Below are 21576 nucleotides of genomic sequence, written 5' to 3'. Positions count from 1 at the left end.
TTAACTGATGATTAAATTGTCATGAAATCTGAACATCTAATTGATGCTTTAGCGACTCAGGGCTGGTATATCTGGGACGATTTTTTGAGTCTGAAACAAGTGCAGGAAATCAAGCTGGCTATTCCGCAGCAGCTTACTGATGCGCGTATTGGTAATGGTGAGAAGTTACAAGAGAATAAAAATATCCGTGGTGATCAAACTCTTTGGCTGGAGCCTGAGATGGGTGAACCAATAGCTCTTTATATGGATAAAATGGAAGAATTAAGGCAACTCATCAATCGGCAGTTATATCTCGGTTTACGTGATTTCGAAACGCATTATTGCCGTTATCCACAGGGGACATTTTATAAAAAACACTGTGATAATTTTCAAGGTAAAGGGCTACGCAAAGTAACTACTGTACTGTATCTAAATGAATTTTGGCAGTCGGGTGATGGTGGTGAGTTAGCCATGTTCAATAATGATGATCAGCAATTAGCTACCGTCGATCCTATTGGTGGTCGATTAGTGATATTTATGTCAGAAGATTTCCCTCATGAAGTTCTGCCAACAAAGACAGAACGTTGTAGTATTGCGGGCTGGTTCCTCAGTCAAAAAGTATTTTAATTTTTCATTTATAACAAGATAGATTAATCAGCCTATTACCACCTCTTATTTAGAGGTGGGCTTTTTATTCAGCCTATTTACAGCTAAAGCTTATTGTTTTATTTTTAATTCTCTAGTAATGTTCAAACTCCTTATTGAAAGGAGTAAATGGGGATTATCGAAGAAGTAAATGGGTATTATATGAGGAGTAAGTTATTATTAGAAAATTACTAATAAATTAATATAAATAATAAAAGTGATTAAATAATAATTAACTTATTAAACTAACTTATAGTAATGGTGTATACAAACCGGAGATATTTTAGGTAATGGACTATCTAATAATAGAAATTTTATATCATGGTATTATGTCAAAAATCTATAAACGAGATAATAAGGATAAGTCTTTATAAAATGTAATCAAATATTTTGGATGATGAGTTTACTCTTAGTAGTGATGCAATAAATACTTATGGTGTTGATCATTTAATTAATAATATAAGTTATTGTGGTAATAAGAGTGTTGATAGTGTGATTTTTATTATATATATGTCAATATAACACTTAATATATTGTTTATTTTAAATATCTACTATTTATTGATTTGCAATTTTATTTTAAAGCAATACTAATAATGTTACTTTTTTATAATTATAATGTAAGTTATTATTTAATATAGATTATGAATTTAATTTATATCTATTTAGTTTCCATTTTACTATAATTTCAGTTTAATTATATATTACCCTTTTTATTCCTGCCAATTTTTCTTATTCATTAAATTTAACTATAGAAGGATATATAATAAATATGGATATTAATAATAGATCTAATCATGAAATAAATCAAGAAATTGATATGCAAATTAGAATTTCTACGGCTAAGCATAATTTTCCTATATTATCTAATTTATATTTTGAATATAAAAAAACATTAGTAGATTCAATTAACGAATTAAATAATATAAAAAACAATAATTTTGAGAATACTAGTGAGGATGAAAATACTAATCTAGTAGATATGTTAATGAAATCAATTGATATTGCTATAATTAATGGAGTGAATAATAGTAGAGAATATATGGAGGCAGATATTGAAAGAGGAATACCATTAGCTGAATTAGCAAAAATTCCTGAGAGCAACTCTCCATATACAGTAATGGAACTAATTAATTTAGAGAAAAATATAAATGTGACAAATAATGAGCTAAATGATGTTGTTGCTCATAAAAACTTTATTGATCAACGTTATTTTAATAAAATAATGATGATCGAAGCGAATGAAACCATATCATTCGCTGATATGAATATTGATCAAATCCCTAAAAATATAATTACGTTATTTGAAGATATTTATAATAAGCAAAATAGTTTTGAATTAAAACTTTATGAGTGGCAGGTAAGTACAACAGAGTTGCGTTCTCAACGTTTATTGATTAAAAGTGATGCACTGATGTCAATTTATAGTGAAAGAAGTGGCGATAATGAAAAATATCGGCAATTTAGTCAAAGTGTTTCTAACGATTTAGCACATTACAATGATACTGAAGATTATATTAGCCAATTACCTGAGTTAGAAAAGCGAGTTAAATTTATTGAGGAAATCTCTGAAGATAATTATTCAGCTGTGCTTGATGCTGAAAAAGTAGCAAAACAAAATCTTATACATCTAATACAAGAGACAGTTTATAATTTATCTAATATTACTATTATTAATCAAAACAATTTCGCTGATCATAATGAGATATTAAAAAACCAAATATCAGGTTTTTCTGTTGATCAAATGAGTTATATATCGAAGGGAGAACATTCAATGGATCTTTCCAAACCAGTAATTTCTTGTTTTGAGCCAGCGAGAAGTACAGGGGCTATTATTCTCAGCTCTATTATTTAAGTAATAAGTTTTTTTAGATTTATATATAAAAATCGGATGATCTACGTAATAGCATCATCCGATTTAATTAATTTATATCAGTAACAAATTAATGGACAATATGTACTGTTTTACCACCGACAATTGTACAAAGTACTTTAACGTTAGCGATATCATCAGGTAGAATTTGGAACACATTGCGGTCTAAAATAATCATATCGGCAAATTTTCCTGGCTCTAACGAACCAATTACCTCTTCTCGATGTTGGGCATAAGCTGAATCAATGGTTGCCGCACGCAAAACTTCCGTCACAGTTAAATTGCGATCAGTATTGAGCCGAGGTGCTTTTTTTCCATCGATATCATGACCTCGACGTGTTGCTGCTACCTTCAAATCATACCATTCATCGAAATCATCGATTGGCCAGTCGCTACCAAAAGCGACTGTTGCGCCGGCATCAATGAATTTGGCGATAGGTTCAAGGTCTTGAAATCGGGTTTCACCAACCATATTACGCTCAAATTCAGATAGTTCAGGTGTCGGTGCGGCCCATTGAAATGATAGACAAGCAATCGCACCTAACCGAGCAAATCGTTGATAATCTTTAGGATTAACTAATTCATTATGTGCGAGACCAGGGCGAATATCTTTTTCTGGATGTGCACTGCGCATTTTTTCAATCGCATCTAATACAATCGAAATTGCTCCTTCGCCAACAGTATGCAAATGCGGATCGTAGCCTGCGGCCGCAATTTTTTCTAACAGTTCATCTAAGATTTCAGCGGTGAAATAGAGGTCACCATAGTTGTCAGTTTCTTGCCAATCGGGTTGTGTTTCTGAGCCTTTATTGACACGATAAGGTGCCAATAAAGAGGCTGTCATGGTTGGGTATTGTAAAACACCATCGACAAACATCTTGATATTTCGCAGACCAATACCCGGTGCTGGCGTCCATTCTGCTTGGTGCCATTGTTTAGCGAATGCAACGGCTTTATCGACCGCTGCTGCTACGGATGCTATATCCGGCGTTTCATCAGGAGTAATTTCCCGAGCGGCTTGAAAACGAACCGTTAAATCGTTGCGTTGTTGTAATTCAGCAAAAGCGGCTAATTGCTGCTCTGAAACACGGGCATCCATGACCGTAGTGACACCTTGCTGATTTAATACTTTCTGAACCAACTCAGCGACTTCTACGGCTTGATCATCTCGAATAGACGGAATGCTGTCTGCTGCACGCATAGCTGGAGCATCTTCTAAAATTCCGTTTAACTCTCCATTAGAATGCTTGCCAATTTTACCATCCGGTGGAGCGGGTGTTTCTTTGGTTATACCGAGTAATTCTAGAGCACGACTATTTGCTAGCAAAGTATGGCAGTCATTGGAAAATAGGACGACAGGGCGTTTGGTGTTCAATCGATCCATATCTTCACGATACATGTCAATACCTGCTGGTAGCATTCCTTGACGCAACCATGCCGTAACTTTGAGCCAGTCATTTTCACCAGTCCGTGGATCTTTATCTAAGTGAGATTGAACCCGTTGCAATATTTCATCGATAGTCAGCGATTCATAATTTAGATGACAGCCAAATAACTGTACACCTCCCCAGAAGGGATGCATGTGGCCATCAATGATACCGGGCATCATCATTTTACCTTCGAGATCAATACTCTCGGTTTCTGGTCCGACATAACGCTGTAATTGCTCTGCGCTGCCACAAGCGAGGATATAACCATCTGCAACAGCGATAGAGTCAACAACGGTATTTTGTTGGTCAGCAGTATAAATATAACCATTGAAATAAATAACATCTGCAACTTTATTGTTCATTTTGCAACCAATCCATAATAAGCGGCAACATTATCTATATAGTTATGCTAAAGGCTATATAGTTATGCCGAGAGAAAAAACAACGGAAGAGTGGTGCGCTCTCCCGCAGTAATAACTTGATAATATGTTTAATTAATAATCATATTAACTTCATCATCAGAAATTGCCGGCGGTGTTCGAGTAAAACCTCGTGTGAGTAATGTAAGATAAAGCACGCCAATTCCGAGCCAGATTAATCCAACCGTAAAGGCTTCGCGGTCAAGGCTAGTCCATAGCCAAAGAGTCAGCAGTACACCAATCGAAGGCAGAATGAAGCAAGTAACATACTGTTTAGCAGTAAGTTTTTCTTTACTATCGATAATAAAATGTTTGATTACCGTCAGATTTACAAAAGTAAAGGCAATTAATGCACCAAAGCTAATCATTGATGCAACCATGCCTAATGAAAGAATCAATGATAATAATGAGGCTATCGCGACAAAAATAATCGAGAATACTGGTGTATTAAGGCGTGGATGTAAATAGGCAAACAAAGGACGAGGTAATACGCCTTCACGACCCATGGCATACAGGATACGCACAATACTAGCCTGAGATGTCATTGCTGAAGCGAATACACCAATCACATAGGCCGTAATAAAACTGGAAGCCATCATTGCGCCGCCAACTTTTTTCATTACTGCTAAGCTAGCAATATCTGGATTAGGAATAAAATCTTGCCATAGCGGATAAATTAAATGCGCACTATAAGAAATAATAATAAATAAGGCACCCGCGATAAATACCGTATATAGAATCGCTTTTGGTAATGCTCGGCGTGCATCTTTAGTCTCTTCTGCCATGGTTGAGATAGCATCAAACCCTAAGAAAGCTAAACAGAGGATCGCGGCACCGCCAAAGACACCAGACATTTGATTTGACGCCAGGGTGATAGGTGCCAGTAAGGCCTCGGTATCTAAGGTAAATGAGGTTTTAAAACTTAAATATAAAAAGATACCGATGAATACTAATTGCATGAAAATAATCAACATATTCATTGAGTTAACGAGGCGAATCCCCAGAATATTTAAACCACTTACAATCAGTATCGTTGAGCAAATAATGACGCTCATTGGTATTGCTGGAAAGGCTTCATGAACAAAAATACCAATAGCAATATAATTAATAATGGGTAAAAATAAGTAATCTAGTAATTGTGCCCAACCAACCACAAAACCGAGATTACCGCCAAATGTTTTTTGTACGTAAGAATATGCGGAGCCAGAAAGTGGCAATGCATGGGTCATACGGCAATAGCTGAGAGCGGTAAATAGAACCGCGGAGAGAGTAATGATATAAGCGATAGGTAGATGACCTTCGCTTAGTACCGTGACTTGCCCATAGGTTGTAAAAATGCCGAGTGGCACCATATAGGCTAATCCGAAAAATACTAATGCAGGCGTGGTTAGTACACGCTTCATGTGAACGTTATTCTGTTGCATTTATAAGCCCTTCCCAAAAGCCTTAAAACGTATCAACTCTTTCTGAATAAAACAGGCGGAGTGAAGTTAAAATGCAGCAATATAACCAACGTTATAGCGATATAACGTTAAGCAATAAATACCACACAATGGTTTAAAAGATAGATACGGTTGCCTATTGATTTTGATTCAAATTCATTAGGCTAAAACCGATACTGCAACCAATTTCAGAAAACCTCGCACCAGAATTTTTTATAAATCCTCGTGCGCACTTTAATGAAACGTCAGTGATGAAACGGACCATCACCATCCGCTGGGGTGGATGCAATCGGCGTACAATATAAAGACCTAATACTATTTAAGCAATTAATTATTTATAATAACAAGTAAAAACTTTATGTTATAAATCATAGGATAAGATTGAAGTTAGTCAATAATTAACCATTGTTTTTTATAACTAAATGAAAAGAAAGTAAATTATTTATATTGTAATTATGAGTGAGCTTAAGAAATAAAAAATTAATTTATTCAGTTAATTATATTTTTAGAGTAATAAATTAATTATCTTATTGTTTTCATTGCACATTATAAATTTTAAGATTAAATTTGAATCAGTCTTTGATATTAGATAAGTAGATTTAATGCTATTTTTTATTTAATTAAATTTATTAAACACATTAAATATTAAAATATTAATAGTGTTGATGATTTTAATATGATCTCTCTAATAATGGATCAATAATCGACAGAATGAGAGAGATACATAATAAAGATTATTTTTTACGTAATTTTCTTTGGGTATACAGTGCATCTAAGGTAAATAGAATTAATGCAAACCAGATAAATCCAAAGGTCACTAATAATTCGGTAGTGACATGTTCGCCATATACTAATACGGCTAACAAAAACATAATTGTTGGGCCTAAATACTGAAAGAATCCCAGTGTTGATAGGCGTAGATGGTTAGCCGCTTCCGTAAATAATAGCAAAGGAACTGTGGTGATAATGCCCGCGGCTATGAGTAGTAGATTCAAACTCCAGCTATTGAGTGACATATTACTGGTTGGGCTATCGGCAAAACAGAGCAGATAAATTACACCAATCGGTAGCAACCAGAGAGTTTCAAACATCATGCCGGTTTGTGCGTCAATCGCCAACTTTTTACGTAATAATCCATAAAGAGCAAAACTGAATGCTAAACTTAAGCCAATAATAGGCACTGAGCCGAATTGCCACAATTGGATTAGTACACCAGTCACCGCTAAACAGACGGCAACCCATTGCATACGACGAAAACGTTCATGCAAAAATAACATACCAAATAATACATTGACCAATGGATTAATAAAATAACCTAAGCTGGCTTGTAACATATACCCATTATTCACTGCCCAGATATAAATCAGCCAGTTAGTAGCAATGGTTACTGCGGTAATGACTAAAACAAGTAATTTCTTAGGTTGTTTAATAACCTGACGAACATAACACCAATGTTTTGTCACGGTGAGTAATGCCAGCATAAAAAAGAATGACCAAATAATACGATGAGTCAGGATTTCTTCTGCGGGAACTTGTTGGATACTTTTAAAATAAATCGGGGCAATACCCCAGATAAAATAGGCACCTAAAGCACATAATACGCCTTTGGTTGTGTTTTGCTGGCTCATTATTAACTCTAATAATTAGAAAAAGTCTGAAAGACCAAATATTGATCGCTGTAAGATGGGCTACGATAAACCCTCTGTCAATGAGCTGATAATGTGACATTGGGCAGTTAAATTTACAAGTTTTTTAATTACGCCAGTGACTATCTTTATTTTATATTTATTAGTGCTTATTTAGTCTCATACTATTATTCAAGTTAGTAAGCATAAACTTACTGTTATCCAACTAAATAAGTGGCTGTTGCACTAGCAATATGTTGATTTTTATCATTATGTAGTTCAGCGCGGGTAACAGATATTTTATTGCCATTGCGTAAAATATTAGCACTTGCGATAAATTTAGTCCCACGACCAGGACGCAAATAATCAACACGCAAATCAATCGTTCCCATACGTGACATTCGGTCAATAATCATTTCGTGAGATAATGGTTCAATGCGTGTCAGCAGTTGATTAATACATACCATTCCTCCAGCAACATCTAAAATGGCAGCAATAACGCCTCCATGTAATATTTGCTGACTAAAATTACCAATTAATTCAGCTTTATTATCCAGCGCTAATTGAACAAAATCCATTTCTAGTCGCATAAGTTTTATGCCAATTAGCTGATTAAATGGCATTTTATAGATAAAAGCATCGCTCATCAGTTGGGTGGCTTGTTCTAGTGTATAAATTTTTTTGTGCATATTGGTTAATCTTTAGTGATAAGTATTAACATAAATCTAACATTTGATAATCTTTTTGTCTTTGCATGATTAAACTTAATTCTCTTTGGGTGATAAATATTCGATATATCTCAATGTTTATGTGTAAAATGAATGCATATACAAGTGTTATTTTTGTGATGAATAGGAATGTGAAGGATGCATGCGTTACGGAATTTAATCAGTGTTGCACTGTTTTGGCCGATTGTCCTCTTTGCTGCACAAAACCCTGATCAGGAAACTGATCAACCCCAGCCGTCTAATAATTCGACAATAATCAGAGGGAGTATTCTTTCAGGATTAATGCAAAACTATGATAATCCATTTGTTTTATATCCTTATGAATCGAATTATATTATTTATACCTATACTTCAGATTTAAATAAACAGGCGATTAAGAGTTATGATTGGGGCAAAGATGCCCTTGATGATGAAGTTAAATTTCAACTGAGCCTAGCATTTCCTCTGTGGCGTGGTATTGCGGGGGATAATTCTGTATTAGCAGCATCTTATACACAGCGTTCTTGGTGGCAACTCAGTAATAAAAAAGAGTCATCGCCGTTCCGTGAAACCAATTATGAACCACAATTATTTATTGGCTGGTTAACGGACTATCAATTTGCTGGTTGGACTTTCCGTGAAATTGAAACAGGTTTTAACCATGAATCAAATGGTCGATCAGATCCTACCTCTCGTAGCTGGAATCGTATTTATGCGCGTTTTATGGCCCAAAAAGGTGATTGGCAGGTCGATTTAAAACCATGGTATCGATTGAACGAGAGCAGTGGTAGTGATGATAATCCCGATATTAATAAATATATGGGTTATTATCGTTTAAAAGTCGGCTATGCGTTGGATGATAAAAACGTTATTACCGTTACCAGCCGGTATAACTGGAATACCGGTTATGGGGCTGCTGAGTTAGGATGGAGCTATCCACTGACTAAACATGTGCGTTTATATAGCCAGTTATTCAGTGGTTATGGTGAATCGATGATTGATTATAATTTTCGTCAAACTCGAATCGGCCTCGGCATCATGTTGAATGATATAATGTAAGTAAAAATCCGCTTAATCTCCAACTCTATGGGTTGGGGATTAGCGGGGATTAAGATGTGAATAGGCGAGATTTTTGTGTTAGATTCAACCTCATTAGCGAGGTAATCATGACTATCATGGGCGTTGATGTTTATAAAGGCGCTTAGCATTTTTGCATCAGACTGATAAGTGCTCAGCCGCTATCATATTAGCAAACAATAAAGGGATTATTTTGGGGATGTTATTATCTGGCTGAATTCATCTTAATTGATTCACTTTAAGTGCTGAATAATGGCGCTGTACAATATGTTTAAGAAATATACGTAAGAAATATAAGATAAAAGTAAGAAATATATGCAGTAAATATATCTAAGCAATATAACTCATTAATATAAATTTTTACGTGGTATTTAGCCATGACAGCCTGAAAAATCTTATTGGCTGAGCAAGATATCTGCTAGTTTTTTTCTTTTGCCGATAGGGCATAAACACTGGTGTAATTCGAGGAATCGCGTGTCGACCGCAGAAGTTATTGACTCTCTGTTGTTAGCGGAAAGTATATTAAATAGTACTTTTGGTTATCAACATTTTAGACCCGGACAAGCAGACGTTATTCGAACTATTTTGGATAATCAGGATTGTCTCGTCATTATGCCAACGGGGGGCGGTAAATCTCTATGTTATCAAATTCCGGCGTTGGTACGAGAAGGGTTGACGCTGGTGGTTTCTCCGTTAATTTCTTTGATGAAAGATCAAGTGGATCAGTTAACGCTTCAAGGCGTTGATGCAGCCTATCTAAACTCAACACAAACATCGCTACAGCAACGTGAAATTTTAGATAATTGCCGTAGTGGAAAGATACGTTTATTGTATGTCGCTCCCGAGCGATTATTGACAGATAATTTTTTAGATCAGCTCGAAAGCTGGAATTTAGGCTTATTGGCAGTAGACGAAGCACACTGTATTTCTCAGTGGGGGCATGATTTTAGGCCTGAATACCGTGCTTTAGGTCAATTAAGACGCCGTTTCGCCAATTTGCCCGTGATAGCATTAACGGCTACCGCTGATGATACAACACGCAGTGATATTATTCGCTTGTTAGAAATGCGCTCGCCCTTGGTCCATATCAGCAGTTTTGATCGCCCTAATATTCGTTACACCCTAGTAGAAAAATATAAGCCTTTAGATCAACTTTGGTTTTTTATTAAAGGGCAAAAAGGTAAATCAGGTATTGTTTATTGCAATAGCCGCAACAAAGTAGAAGAAATTGCCGGGCGTTTACAGAAACGCGGCTTGAGTGCTGCCGCCTATCATGCGGGATTAGAAACTCAGCAGCGTGAATGGGTACAAGATGCATTTCAAAAAGATGATTTGCAGGTGGTAGTTGCTACTGTGGCTTTTGGTATGGGTATTAATAAATCTAACGTGCGTTTTGTGGCTCATTTTGATATTCCTCGCAATATAGAATCCTATTATCAAGAAACGGGCAGAGCGGGACGAGATGGCCTACCAGCAGAGGCTATCTTATTTTATGATCCTGCTGATTTAGCTTGGTTACGTCGTTGTTTAGAAGAAAAAACACCGGGAATGCAGCAAGATATTGAGCGGCATAAATTAAATGCGATTACTGCTTTTGCTGAGGCTCAAACTTGTCGCCGCTTAGTTTTATTAAATTACTTCGGTGAAAATCGACAAACAGCCTGTAATAACTGCGATATCTGCCTTGATCCGCCGAAACAATATGATGGTTTAGTGGATGCACAAAAAGCCCTTTCCTGCATTTATCGTGTTGGGCAGCGTTTTGGTATCGGTTATATCGTTGAAGTATTACGGGGTTCAAATAACCAACGTATTCGAGAATTAGGTCATGATAAATTACCGGTATATGGCATTGGTCGAGAGCAAACCAATGAATATTGGGTAAGTATTTTACGCCAATTAATTCATCGTGGCATGATTATTCAAAATATATCGCGCTTTTCTGCGTTACAACTGACTGAATCAGCCCGGCCCGTTTTACGAGGTGACGTTCCATTGCAACTGGCAGTACCTCGAGTATTATCGGTCAAAACGCGTAATCAAAATAATAAAACCTATCAAGGCAATTATGATAAGAAATTATTTGCGAAACTGCGTAAACTCAGGAAGTCGATTGCCGATGAAGACAATATTCCGCCGTTTGTTGTATTTAATGACGCGACACTGATTGAAATGGCGGAGCATTGTCCAACAACTTCAGCTGAATTATTATTAATTAATGGTGTTGGAGAGCGTAAATTAGAGCGCTTTGGTGATGCATTTATGGTGTTAATTCGTGATCATTTAGCAGGGCATGATGAATAAAGGAAGATAGAATGAATGCAGAAAATTTAAAAGAGAGTTGGTTAACCCGCGAAACACAATTTTCCGCTTTTACTAATGGTTCTCTTTTAGATTTTTGGAATCAACGCGAAGAAGATCAATTTCTTGGCATCGATAATATTCCCATCCGTTACGTTCGTTTTATTAATTCATCGCATAATAAAGCCATTGTAATTTCCCCCGGTAGAAGTGAAAGCTATATTAAATATCCAGAAGTAGCTTACGATTTTTTCCATCTTGGTTACGATATTTTTATTATTGATCATCGTGGGCAAGGGCGATCTGGTCGTATGCTCGCAGATCCGCAAAAAGGGCACGTTGAAAAATTTAGTGACTATATCGATGATTTTCAGACTTTTATTGAGTTAGAAGTTAAATGTCGCCATTACCTTAAATGCTTTGCTGTCGCGCATTCAATGGGAGGAGCAATTCTCAGCGGCTATTTGCTGCGTGATAGCATGACATTTGATGCGGCTGCATTGTGTGCACCAATGATTGGGATTAATTTACCACTGCCCAGCTGGCTGGCTAATTTTATTGTTGAAAGAGCAGAACCGCGGTGGGCTATTCGTAATGATTATGCGGTTTCTACCGGGAAATGGCAGCCATTACCCTACTTGATTAATGTGTTAACCCACAGTTATGAGCGTTATCGGCGCTATTTACGCTATTACGCAGATTATCCTGAGTTACGTTTAGGCGGTCCAACATATCATTGGATCCGCGAAAGTTTTTCGATTGGTAAGCAGTTGATAGCTAAAGCCGGAGAGATTGATCTGCCGCTCATGGTCTTGCTAGCGAGTGAAGATAAAGTCGTTAGTAATCGTGAGCTAATGGCTTTTTGTGATGCGAGACGGGCGGCTCAAACAGGAAGAGACGAAAAATTACCTTTAGTTATTGAAGGGGCTCATCATGAAATCTTGTTTGAAAGTGATGCATTGCGTGCGATGGCTCTCAATTCAATCTGTGATTTTTTTGATCAGTTTTAAGTTAGCTAGGAAAAATGCATGAAATATCCAGTAGTTGCTTCAGATTTAGATGGTACATTGTTATCACCGAACCATGACCTGACCCCTTTGACTAAACAAACCCTGAAATTATTGACAAAACAAGGTATTCACTTTGTTTTTGCTACAGGGCGTCATCATATAGATGTCGGGCAAATTAGGGATGGGTTAGAAATTGACGCTTACATGATCACATCGAATGGTGCGAGAGTGCATAATGCACAAGGTGAATTGATCTTTAGCCATAATGTCGATCCTGAAATTGTCCAAGATCTGTGCTTAATTGAATTTGAACATCCTGAGATTTTGACGAATTACTATCGAGGTGATGAGTGGTTGATTAATCGCGAAAGTCCTGAGCAAAAAGAGTTTTTTAAAGAATCGATTTTTAATTATAAGTTATTCGATCCTCGCGATTTTGATACCTCTGAAGTATGCAAAGTTTATTTTACCAGTGAAGATCATGATCTCTTAGTGGCATTGCAGCAACGGATCGAAGAGCGTTGGCAAGAGAGAGTCAATGTGACGTTCTCCTTACGAAACTGTCTAGAAATTATGGCAGGCGGAGTCTCTAAAGGGCGTGCATTAAAGCAAGTGGCTGAATTAGAAGGTTATCAATTATCTGATTGTATTGCGTTTGGTGACGGCATGAACGACCGTGAAATGCTAGAAATGGCAGGTAAAGGCTGTATCATGGAAAATGCTCATCAAATGCTGAAAGATATTCTGCCACATATGGAAGTGATAGGCTCAAATCGGGATGACGCGGTCGCTGATTATCTGCAAAAACTTTATCACGTTAAGGTGTAGCTTAACCGAGCCGATAATAGGCTAATACACAGGTTTATTGAATAATTTCCTGTGTATTAGCTGCTAGAATAATAAAAGTAAGTGATATTTAGGATTTTTCGATTATTATTGATTCAGATAATCGTGTTTAATGGATGATAGCTGCAGATATTTAATTCTTTACGGAATGATAAAATTCATTTTTATAGATTATAGCGGTAAAAATAGACGTTATTAAAAATTATAGGAAACTAAATAAAGTAAATTTTCTTATTCGAAATGTATTGAAATGAAATTTGACTACTAAAGAATTAAATTTAGGCTTAGTCTATTTCAGGAGTTAGCTACAGATTATCATTTAGGTGGTCGTTTTGATTTATTGATGGAGTTTTTACTGAATGAAAAAGTTATGTTTAGCGTTATTTGTTGGCTCGATTTGTTTTAGTTCATTTTCATTCAATGCTATTGCAGTTCCACCTAAACCCGAACAGACGATAGAACAATTAAAACAAGCGGCGGAAAAAGGTAATATTCAGGCGCAATTTCAGCTCGGTGAAAACTATTTCTCGGGTACAGGGGTTTCTCAAGATACTAAACAAGCTGCCGAATGGTATTTAAAGGCCGGTGAGCAAGGAAATGCTGAAGCTCAATTTAAATTAGGCACTATGTATGTGAATGGATTTGGTGTCCGTAGGGATTATGAGCAGGCTATCAGTTGGTACGAGAAAGCCGCGGCACAGGGCAATACTCGTGCACAAAGCAATATGGCGATGATGTACGCTCAAGGATTAGGTGTCACTCAAGATTTAAAAAAAGCGGCTTATTGGTTTAAATTAGCGGCTCAAGGTGGCTATGAGCTTGCTCAGTTTCAAATGGGGCAACTGTATTCAACCGGTAGTGGTGTTGATCAAGATTATACAAAAGCTGTTTTTTGGTACCGTAAAGCGGCAAAACAGCATGATGGTAAAGCACAAGATCGTCTCGGCGGTATGTATGCTGAAGGTAAAGGTGTAACGAAAAATTTAGTTCAGGCTTATGCGTGGTTAGCCGTAGCAATAGATAATGGAAATAAAGAAAGTGGTCGATTACAGAAAAAAATAGAAAAACAACTGACCGCCAGTGAATTAAATAAAGCTCAAGCTCTTGCTACACGCTATATTAATTCTTATGGAAAAATAGATAAATAAACTTATAACTCAGGCAATCTAAAATAGACCTCTGCCTGAGTTAACTTATAAATTTTCTAGCCCAATTTAAACCTGGAAACTAGTTAGAGTAAAAGTAATATCCGATCATAAAAAGCACTGATAAAACAATATATGCCCAACTAAGACGATAAAATCGATTATATTCCTGATATCTTAGAATCATTATTTTTTCATGATGGTTTGAAAGTTTTCTGATTGTATATCTATAAAGTAAAATATAAAGAAGACAATATCCCTGCCATAAATATAAAATATAGTTTGCAAATGTTTTTCCTATAACCAATAAAATAATTAGTGGAAGTAAAAAGAATAAAATAGAAGCGATTCGTTCTAATTGAATAATCCATAATTTTATTATCTGATCTAATTCATTCACTGGGTTACGTCCAATTATTTTTAGCTATATTACGTTATATATCGAGTGGCTCAGAATATTTACTCATTTTTAATCTGAACCACTGATATCTTTATTTTTCTATCTATTTTTTATTTAGTCTTGTATTTTATTTTTATAGTTATAACTAAAATTATAGATCTCCGCTCTTACGAGGCGCTGATCTCGCTGAGATATTCATGCTCGTATAACTATTATTTTCAGTCACATCCACCCGGGCTTGGAATGGCGGGAACGGTAATGGAATACCTTGTTCGGCAAAGGCAGCTAAGATGTTTTGATGGATCTCATGGCGGGCGGGTAAACGGTGGCCCATCTCTGATGCAAATACACGTAATTCAAAGATTTGGATCCCTTGTTGCAAATCGACCAAATACACTTCAGGCGTCGGGTTATCTAAAATCATCGTTGAACGTTTAGCGGCAGTAAGCAGTACTTCTGTGACTTGTGCACTATTCGCCTCTACCGGCGCAGGAATAGTCATGACTATACGGGTAATATTGTCGGACAACGACCAGTTAATAAATTGTTCGGTAATAAAAGCCTTATTAGGAACAATGATTTCTTTTCTATCCCAGTCGGTTAGGGTTGTCGCTCGGGTATTAATTTTAGTGATGCTGCCGGTTAAGTTACGGATAGTCACAGTATCGCCGATACGAATCGGTTTCTCGAATAAGATCATTAATCCAGAAATAATATTGGCAAATATTTCTTGCAAACCAAAGCCTAACCCGACCCCCATTGCAGCAATAAGCCATTGTAATTTAGACCAATCTATTCCGAGTAATGAGAAACCGACAATGCTGCCTATCAGCGTAATACTGTATTTGGTTAACGTAGTAATGGCATAGCCTGTCCCCGGAGTGAGATCTAAATGTTGCAGTAAGACTAACTCGAGCAGTGCCGGTAAATTTCTGACTAATTGAGCGGTAATAATTATCACCAATATAGCGATAAAAATAGAACCCATGGTAATTGATTGAATAGTATCCACACCGTTGGTATTGGATGTCACATCCCATAAGCGGATATTTTCAAGGAAGGAAAATGCGGAGTGTAATTCAGACCATAACCAAATTAGTGAAACCAGCGCTATCATCGTTAAAATAGAACGCACTAATCCCAGCGACTGCGCGCTGATGGTATCTAAATCAATTACAGTTTCTTCAATATCGATAGAGCCCTCTCCACTGGCGCTATGAATATTGTCTTCATCACCTTTGGCGCGGTTGGCCAACATATCGGCACGTCGTTGTTTGGCGCGATCAAAAGCTAGTTTTCGTCGCTGAATCGACATCCATCGACGGATAATATGGTAAATAATTAACAGCACAAACCAGATAGCTACCGAGGTTTCTAAGCGGCCTAATAGTGCCTGAGACGTTGAATAGTAGCCCAGCATAGAAAAAAAGGCTGCCAATATAGGCGCAACCAACAACATGCCCCATAAGGCGCTATTAATAAAGTTTTCGCCGGAACCATGCCTATCAAGATAAAGAGGCACACCAGCCCGTTTCAAGTTATTGGTAATTAAGCTTAATGCAACGCAAAGGAGAATAAAGCAGAAACGCCCAATCGTCGGCGCAAATTCACGATCGCTATAATATTCAAAGGTAATTAGCGCCATCATTAATGGCACAATCATGAAGATAGCTAAGCGGTAATAGCGCATAGCGCGTTTTACGCTCTCTTTTGACCAGCCAAAATGGGCGATGAATAGCCCGTTCGGGCGCGAAAAAGTGGCGCTGATCATAAATAACCATAAAACGGGTGTTGTCGCACTGACACCATAACCAATAGCGGTAGCCATCGGGTCTTGCCATGCACTTTGCAAACCATAGCCAACAGCCGACCACAGCATGGGTAAAGGCAAGGCGACAATGATCGACCAAAAGACGGTTCTGATAGTTAAATAAAAATAATCTTGTGTCACTTTCCCAATCCGCATGCTCGAGCGGTCTAAGAATGACTGATAATGTTTGCGAGTACTGATGCTGAAAATAACGAGGATCAGTGAGCCCAGTAAATAGAGAAACGTATTTTGAGTGGTCAGCATGACCTTAATCGCACTGGTTAATTGCGAAAGTGTGTCTAACGACAACAGCTGAGTGATATTTTTGGCAAATAATAGGGGATAATTGAGTGAAACCGGCGAAACATCGGGCACCCAGAACATATAACGATGAGTTGCATCTTTGACTTCAGTTAGTGCATCAGTTAATTGACTGGTCGCAACCTTGAGTTTAGTGAGTTCTAATATTTCAGCATCGTAACCTGAAATTAATGATCCGAGTAACTCTTTGCGAGTGTTTAGTAAATCTTTATATACCTGAATTTGCTCTGGATTTAAGGCACTTTCTTGTTCTTTTTGGGCAATATCATACTTATCTATGCCTTCTAGCATATCTTCGAACTTTAATCGCTCAATCCGTAAATCGATGATATTTTTATCTAATTGCTGAGCCTTTGGCATTTCTGGCAAACGAGATAATTGCGTTCTTAATGCTTCGCCTAATGTGGTTGAGCCATTTAGCCATTGCGCCTGTTCTTTGATAGTACTGAGCGCTTGTTTGACTTGTTGAATATTGGCAGAGGCAACAGTTTGCTGCTTAGTAATGCTGCTCATTCGTTTGGCTTGCTCTGTCAAATCCTGAGACAGCGTACGATTGATTTCAAGCTGATTTTTCAGAAAAGGCGTTAATTCACCTTGTTCTGCGAGCATATCGGTATGTTCGAGGGCTAAAAAGGCTTTTTGCTGGCGCTGATTATTCTGATAATCGCGTAATTGCTGTAATTCTAATTCAAGTAACTGATAACGCTTTTTATACAGCTCAAGCGACATACGTGAAATTTCCTGCCTATTATTGGCAGAAAGTTGCGCCATTTCTAATTCATTAACTTTTGATTTGCGAGCGCTTACTTCAGCTTGAGCTATTGCAGACTGTGCTTCTGATAATGGAGTACCTGAAGAACTCAGCCCCTGCGCACGATTTGTAGCGTCAGATAACAGCTTACGAGCTTCTGATAATTGCTGTGGAAGTAAGCCGAGAGATTCGCTGATTTCTCGGCCTCTATCTTGTTCTTGCTGTATTTGTCGGCTTTGATCGAGAAGTTGGCTACTAATGCGTATAATTCGCTGATCAAGTTCGCTTAAGCTGATATTTTCAGCAATACGTGGCGGCTGATCAGGTTGATTCAGAATATTTTTTCTGAGGGTTTTGACAATAGTAGGAAAGTTATCAATTGCTTCCTGATATGTTTTGGCTTTGGCATCATATTCTTTCGCATCAGATAGCCAATTTAAGGCACCTTGTATCGCCTGAACTGTTTCAATATCTTTTGGATTTTTACTCGATTCAAGCGCTTTGAGCTCCTGCTTGAGCAGGTTTTCGTCTAGAGCAGAATTAGTCGCCGCATTAGACGATAAGACGATCAACAGGCTGATAAAAACACTGATAATCAAACGCACAATAAGGAGCTCCTTGACAAATTAACCAGATTATTCGTGGGCCGGTTCAGCGGCTTCAAACTCAGTTTGAGCTTTGGGATGCTTAGCTTCAGCTAATAATTCCCCCATACGAGTGGCATAACCGGGCATTAATGCGGAATTAAAGACAATCTTATCTGCTTCAAATAGGTTAATGACGGTCGAGCCTAATTTAAAGCGTCCCATCTCTTGTCCTTTTTTCAGGCAAACAGCATCTTCAGCACCTTTTTCTGGATAAACCCAGCGTTGAATAATTCCTTCGCGGGTATTATTCACACAGCCACTCCATACGGTTTCAATACTGCCTACAATAGTTGCGCCGACTAAGATTTGTACCATTCGACCAAATTCAGTATTAAAGACACAAATTAGTCGTTCATTACGGGCAAATAAATTGGGAACATTAGCGGCAGTGAGCGGATTAACTGAAAAGAGATCTCCCGGAACATAAATCATTTCAGTCAATACACCATCACAAGGCATATGGACTCGGTGATAGTCGCGAGGTGAAAGATAGGTGGTAATAAACTCACCGCCACGGAAATGCTCAGCTAGTGAGTAATTACCCGCTAACAAAGCTTCAGTACTGTAATAATGACCTTTGGCCTGAAAAATTTGATCGTCATTAATGCGACCAAATTGGCTAACTGCGCCATCGGCAGGCTGGGCTAATGTATTTTCACCGGCGATAATGGGTCTTACGTCGGATTTTAACGGACGAACAAAGAACTCATTAAAGCTGCGATAGGCGCTAAATTCACTGTTTTGCGCTTCCTTCATGTCAACTTTATAAACTTTGGCAAACAGTTTGATCGCTAATTGAGTGATGCTTCCTGCATGTTTACTCGCGAACCAGCCAGCTAAGCTAGTAAGTCCTTGTTTTGGTAATAAATACTGTAAGCGTATCTTCAATTTGTCCAGCACGTTAACCTCAGATAATTAGGATGGAAATTAGGAAAAAGGCACACATTGTACCTGCGCTTTCGGTATTAGGCTATGGTGTTTAAATAATCTAAATTATCATATAAAAACTGATGTTATCGCTATGACAATAACACCAGTTGTCGGGGCTAGTTTCAATAACAAGTTTACTGTTTATGGCTAATTTCAGAGTAACACTTATCTTTATTCTAAGTCATTGGCTTAAAATGTAGTGATTACTTACCTACTTTGCTTATAACTATTCCAGTCGTAAATAATTAAGATAACCCTCTAATTTAACTGGCTATTTTTAAATGAATTACTTCTCGGTACTGGTGAAGTTACGGCGTGGCTTAACAGCTTCCATACTTTCGAGTATTCGATGATAGTTTTCAAAGCGTGATTCAGAAATTTTCTCTTGTTCCACCGCTAACTGAATAGCACAGCCTGGATCGTCAAGATGTTTACAGTCACGGAATTTACAACTGCCCAGATAATCTCTAAATTCGACAAATCCTTTGGTAACTTGTTCCGTCGTTAAGTGCCATAACCCAAATTCACGCACTCCCGGTGAATCTATAACCTGGCCACCTTGCGTAAAGTGATATAAACGCGCAGTGGTCGTCGTATGTTGGCCTAATCCTGAATTATCAGAGACATCATTGACCACAATTGGTTTCTCATTTTGGGGCAGCAGTGTATTGAGTAAACTTGATTTACCGACACCAGATTGACCGACAAAAACCGATATTTTATCTACTAATGTGTTAGTGAGTGCTTCCATTCCTTCGCCAGTATGGCCAGAAACCTCGATAACTTGATAGCCAATTTCTCGATAAATATCCATTAAGTCGCCAACCCATTGACGATTTTCTGCGTCTAATAAGTCAATTTTGTTGAGCACAATAATCGGCTCGACATTTAACGTTTCACAGGCAACGAGATAGCGATCGATGATATTTAACGATAATTCGGGTAAAATTGCTGACACAATAACAATTTGGTCGATATTGGCGGCAATAGGTTTTAACCCATCATAATAATCTGGGCGAGTTAAAACGGAATGACGTTCATGGACAGCTTCGACGACGCCATAGGCGCGACGATCTTCTTGTACTTGCAATGCTGGGCGCCAGACAACGCGGTCACCAGTCACTAACGATGAAATTGTTCGGCGCAGGTTACAACGCTGTATGCTACCATCTTCTGCCTCAATATCAGCGTGTTGCCCGAAACGACTAATAACCAGTCCTTCCTGTGCTTCACCGAGTTGGTTATCATCAATCTCGATATTCTTCGGTTTCTTTAATCGACGTTGATGGTTGGCCTGCACTCGGCGCTGCTGGCCTTTTGACAGTTTCTGTTTAGCCACCTGATCTCTCTTCTATTGTTGAATAAATATTGTTGAATAAATTATTGGTTGAGTTGATTCGCTTCTTGGCTTATCGCAGAGCGATATTAAAAGCGTTATCATACACTAAACTAGCCTGAGTGAAGTTAGGATATATCATGCACAAAAATGAGAACAATTTAATTTGGATCGATCTGGAAATGACCGGATTAGACCCAGAACGTGATCGTATTATTGAAATTGCCACAATAGTGACCGATAGTCAGCTAAATATTCTGGCTGAAGGTCCAGTAATTGCAGTTCATCAATCTGCTGAGCAACTAGCGTTGATGGATGAATGGAATGTAAAGACCCATACTGGTAGCGGGCTGGTTGAGCGCGTTAAGAACAGTGCAATAGGGGATCGTGAAGCCGAGTTAGCCACTATTAAATTTTTACAGCAGTGGGTTCCCGCCGGCGTATCTCCAATTTGTGGTAACAGTGTTGGGCAAGATCGTCGTTTCTTATTTCGCTATATGCCTGAATTGGAAAAATATTTTCATTATCGCTACCTTGATGTAAGTAGTTTAAAAGAACTTGCTCGCCGGTGGAAGCCTGAGATATTGACCGGGTTTAGTAAAAAAAATACCCATCAAGCACTTGATGATATTCGTGAATCAATTGCTGAATTAGTCTACTATCGAGAAACATTTATTAAATTGTAATAAATGTTAATGTGTTGATATAAAAAGAGTTTGATAAATGATGATTAAACCTCCAAGTTGACGATTTAATCATCATTTAGACAAAAAAATAAAAAAATTGCCAAAATGGGCTTGCCTGCCGGCATATTTTTCGTATAATGCGCTCCCCATACCGGTGAAGTTTTTTGTTTGTTCGGTAGCTGAAAAGTAAGCTTTTT

General features: G+C 37.6%; 15 protein-coding genes. 8 read left to right on the top strand and 7 right to left on the bottom strand.

Translation table 11 applies throughout. The features are described from left to right. Positions 1 to 21: 21 nt before the first annotated feature. The gene (locus tag M992_RS02020; protein WP_053907131.1) at positions 22 to 606 is read left to right on the top strand and encodes a 2OG-Fe(II) oxygenase; all 585 of its coding nucleotides are present in this window, start codon (positions 22 to 24) and stop codon (positions 604 to 606) included. A gap of 789 nt (positions 607 to 1395) precedes the next feature. Then, complete coding sequence (locus M992_RS02015; RefSeq protein WP_053907130.1) at positions 1396 to 2478, top strand: hypothetical protein; 1083 nt, start codon at positions 1396 to 1398, stop codon at positions 2476 to 2478. An 88-nt stretch (positions 2479 to 2566) separates the two neighbouring features. On the opposite strand, the gene M992_RS02010 is transcribed toward M992_RS02015, so the two are convergent. From M992_RS02010 to M992_RS01995, 4 genes are all read right to left on the bottom strand, one after another. Beyond that, entirely contained in the window at positions 2567 to 4288 is a 1722-nt protein-coding gene (locus tag M992_RS02010) for an amidohydrolase (protein WP_053907129.1), read from the bottom strand. Between the two features lie 128 nt (positions 4289 to 4416). Next, positions 4417 to 5769: an APC family permease gene (locus tag M992_RS02005; protein WP_053907128.1), complete on the bottom strand. Its 1353-nt coding sequence runs from the start codon at positions 5767 to 5769 to the stop codon at positions 4417 to 4419. Positions 5770 to 6521: 752 nt separating this feature from the next. Beyond that, positions 6522 to 7415 (bottom strand): EamA family transporter RarD, encoded by an 894-nt coding sequence (rarD, locus tag M992_RS02000; protein WP_053907127.1) that lies wholly within the window; start codon positions 7413 to 7415, stop codon positions 6522 to 6524. 215 nt (positions 7416 to 7630) lie between these two features. Beyond that, entirely contained in the window at positions 7631 to 8101 is a 471-nt protein-coding gene (locus M992_RS01995) for a thioesterase family protein (RefSeq protein ID WP_053907126.1), read from the bottom strand. Between the two features lie 177 nt (positions 8102 to 8278). Here M992_RS01995 and pldA point away from each other — a divergent pair, with 177 nt between their 5' ends. The 5 genes from pldA (at position 8279) to M992_RS01970 (ending at position 14501) form a co-directional block, all read left to right on the top strand. Next, positions 8279 to 9178, top strand: a complete 900-nt coding sequence (gene pldA / locus M992_RS01990; protein ID WP_053907125.1) for a phospholipase A — start codon at positions 8279 to 8281, stop codon at positions 9176 to 9178. Between the two features lie 492 nt (positions 9179 to 9670). Further along, the gene (gene recQ, locus M992_RS01985) at positions 9671 to 11500 is read left to right on the top strand and encodes an ATP-dependent DNA helicase RecQ (protein WP_053907124.1); all 1830 of its coding nucleotides are present in this window, start codon (positions 9671 to 9673) and stop codon (positions 11498 to 11500) included. An 11-nt stretch (positions 11501 to 11511) separates the two neighbouring features. Next, complete coding sequence (pldB, locus tag M992_RS01980; RefSeq protein WP_053907123.1) at positions 11512 to 12507, top strand: lysophospholipase L2; 996 nt, start codon at positions 11512 to 11514, stop codon at positions 12505 to 12507. Positions 12508 to 12525: 18 nt separating this feature from the next. Then, a complete protein-coding gene (gene yigL / locus M992_RS01975; RefSeq protein ID WP_053907122.1) occupies positions 12526 to 13335 on the top strand; it encodes a sugar/pyridoxal phosphate phosphatase YigL in 810 nt (269 codons plus the stop codon). A gap of 377 nt (positions 13336 to 13712) precedes the next feature. Beyond that, positions 13713 to 14501 (top strand): tetratricopeptide repeat protein, encoded by a 789-nt coding sequence (locus tag M992_RS01970; protein ID WP_053907121.1) that lies wholly within the window; start codon positions 13713 to 13715, stop codon positions 14499 to 14501. 548 nt (positions 14502 to 15049) lie between these two features. On the opposite strand, the gene mscM is transcribed toward M992_RS01970, so the two are convergent. The 3 genes from mscM to rsgA all read right to left on the bottom strand — a co-directional run bounded on the left by mscM (position 15050) and on the right by rsgA (position 20696). Then, a complete protein-coding gene (gene mscM, locus M992_RS01965; RefSeq protein ID WP_053907120.1) occupies positions 15050 to 18385 on the bottom strand; it encodes a miniconductance mechanosensitive channel MscM in 3336 nt (1111 codons plus the stop codon). A 30-nt stretch (positions 18386 to 18415) separates the two neighbouring features. Then, positions 18416 to 19327 (bottom strand): archaetidylserine decarboxylase, encoded by a 912-nt coding sequence (gene asd, locus M992_RS01960; protein ID WP_053907119.1) that lies wholly within the window; start codon positions 19325 to 19327, stop codon positions 18416 to 18418. A 316-nt stretch (positions 19328 to 19643) separates the two neighbouring features. Continuing rightward, complete coding sequence (gene rsgA, locus M992_RS01955) at positions 19644 to 20696, bottom strand: small ribosomal subunit biogenesis GTPase RsgA (protein WP_053907118.1); 1053 nt, start codon at positions 20694 to 20696, stop codon at positions 19644 to 19646. Positions 20697 to 20833: 137 nt separating this feature from the next. Here rsgA and orn point away from each other — a divergent pair, with 137 nt between their 5' ends. Then, entirely contained in the window at positions 20834 to 21379 is a 546-nt protein-coding gene (gene orn, locus M992_RS01950) for an oligoribonuclease (protein ID WP_053907117.1), read from the top strand. Positions 21380 to 21576 lie beyond the last annotated feature (197 nt).

The sequence above is a fragment of the Moellerella wisconsensis ATCC 35017 genome, from assembly GCF_001294465.1.
Lineage (GTDB): Bacteria > Pseudomonadota > Gammaproteobacteria > Enterobacterales > Enterobacteriaceae > Moellerella > Moellerella wisconsensis.
The sequence above is the reverse complement of the archived record's forward strand: the minus strand, read 5'-3'. Positions and strand labels throughout refer to the sequence as shown.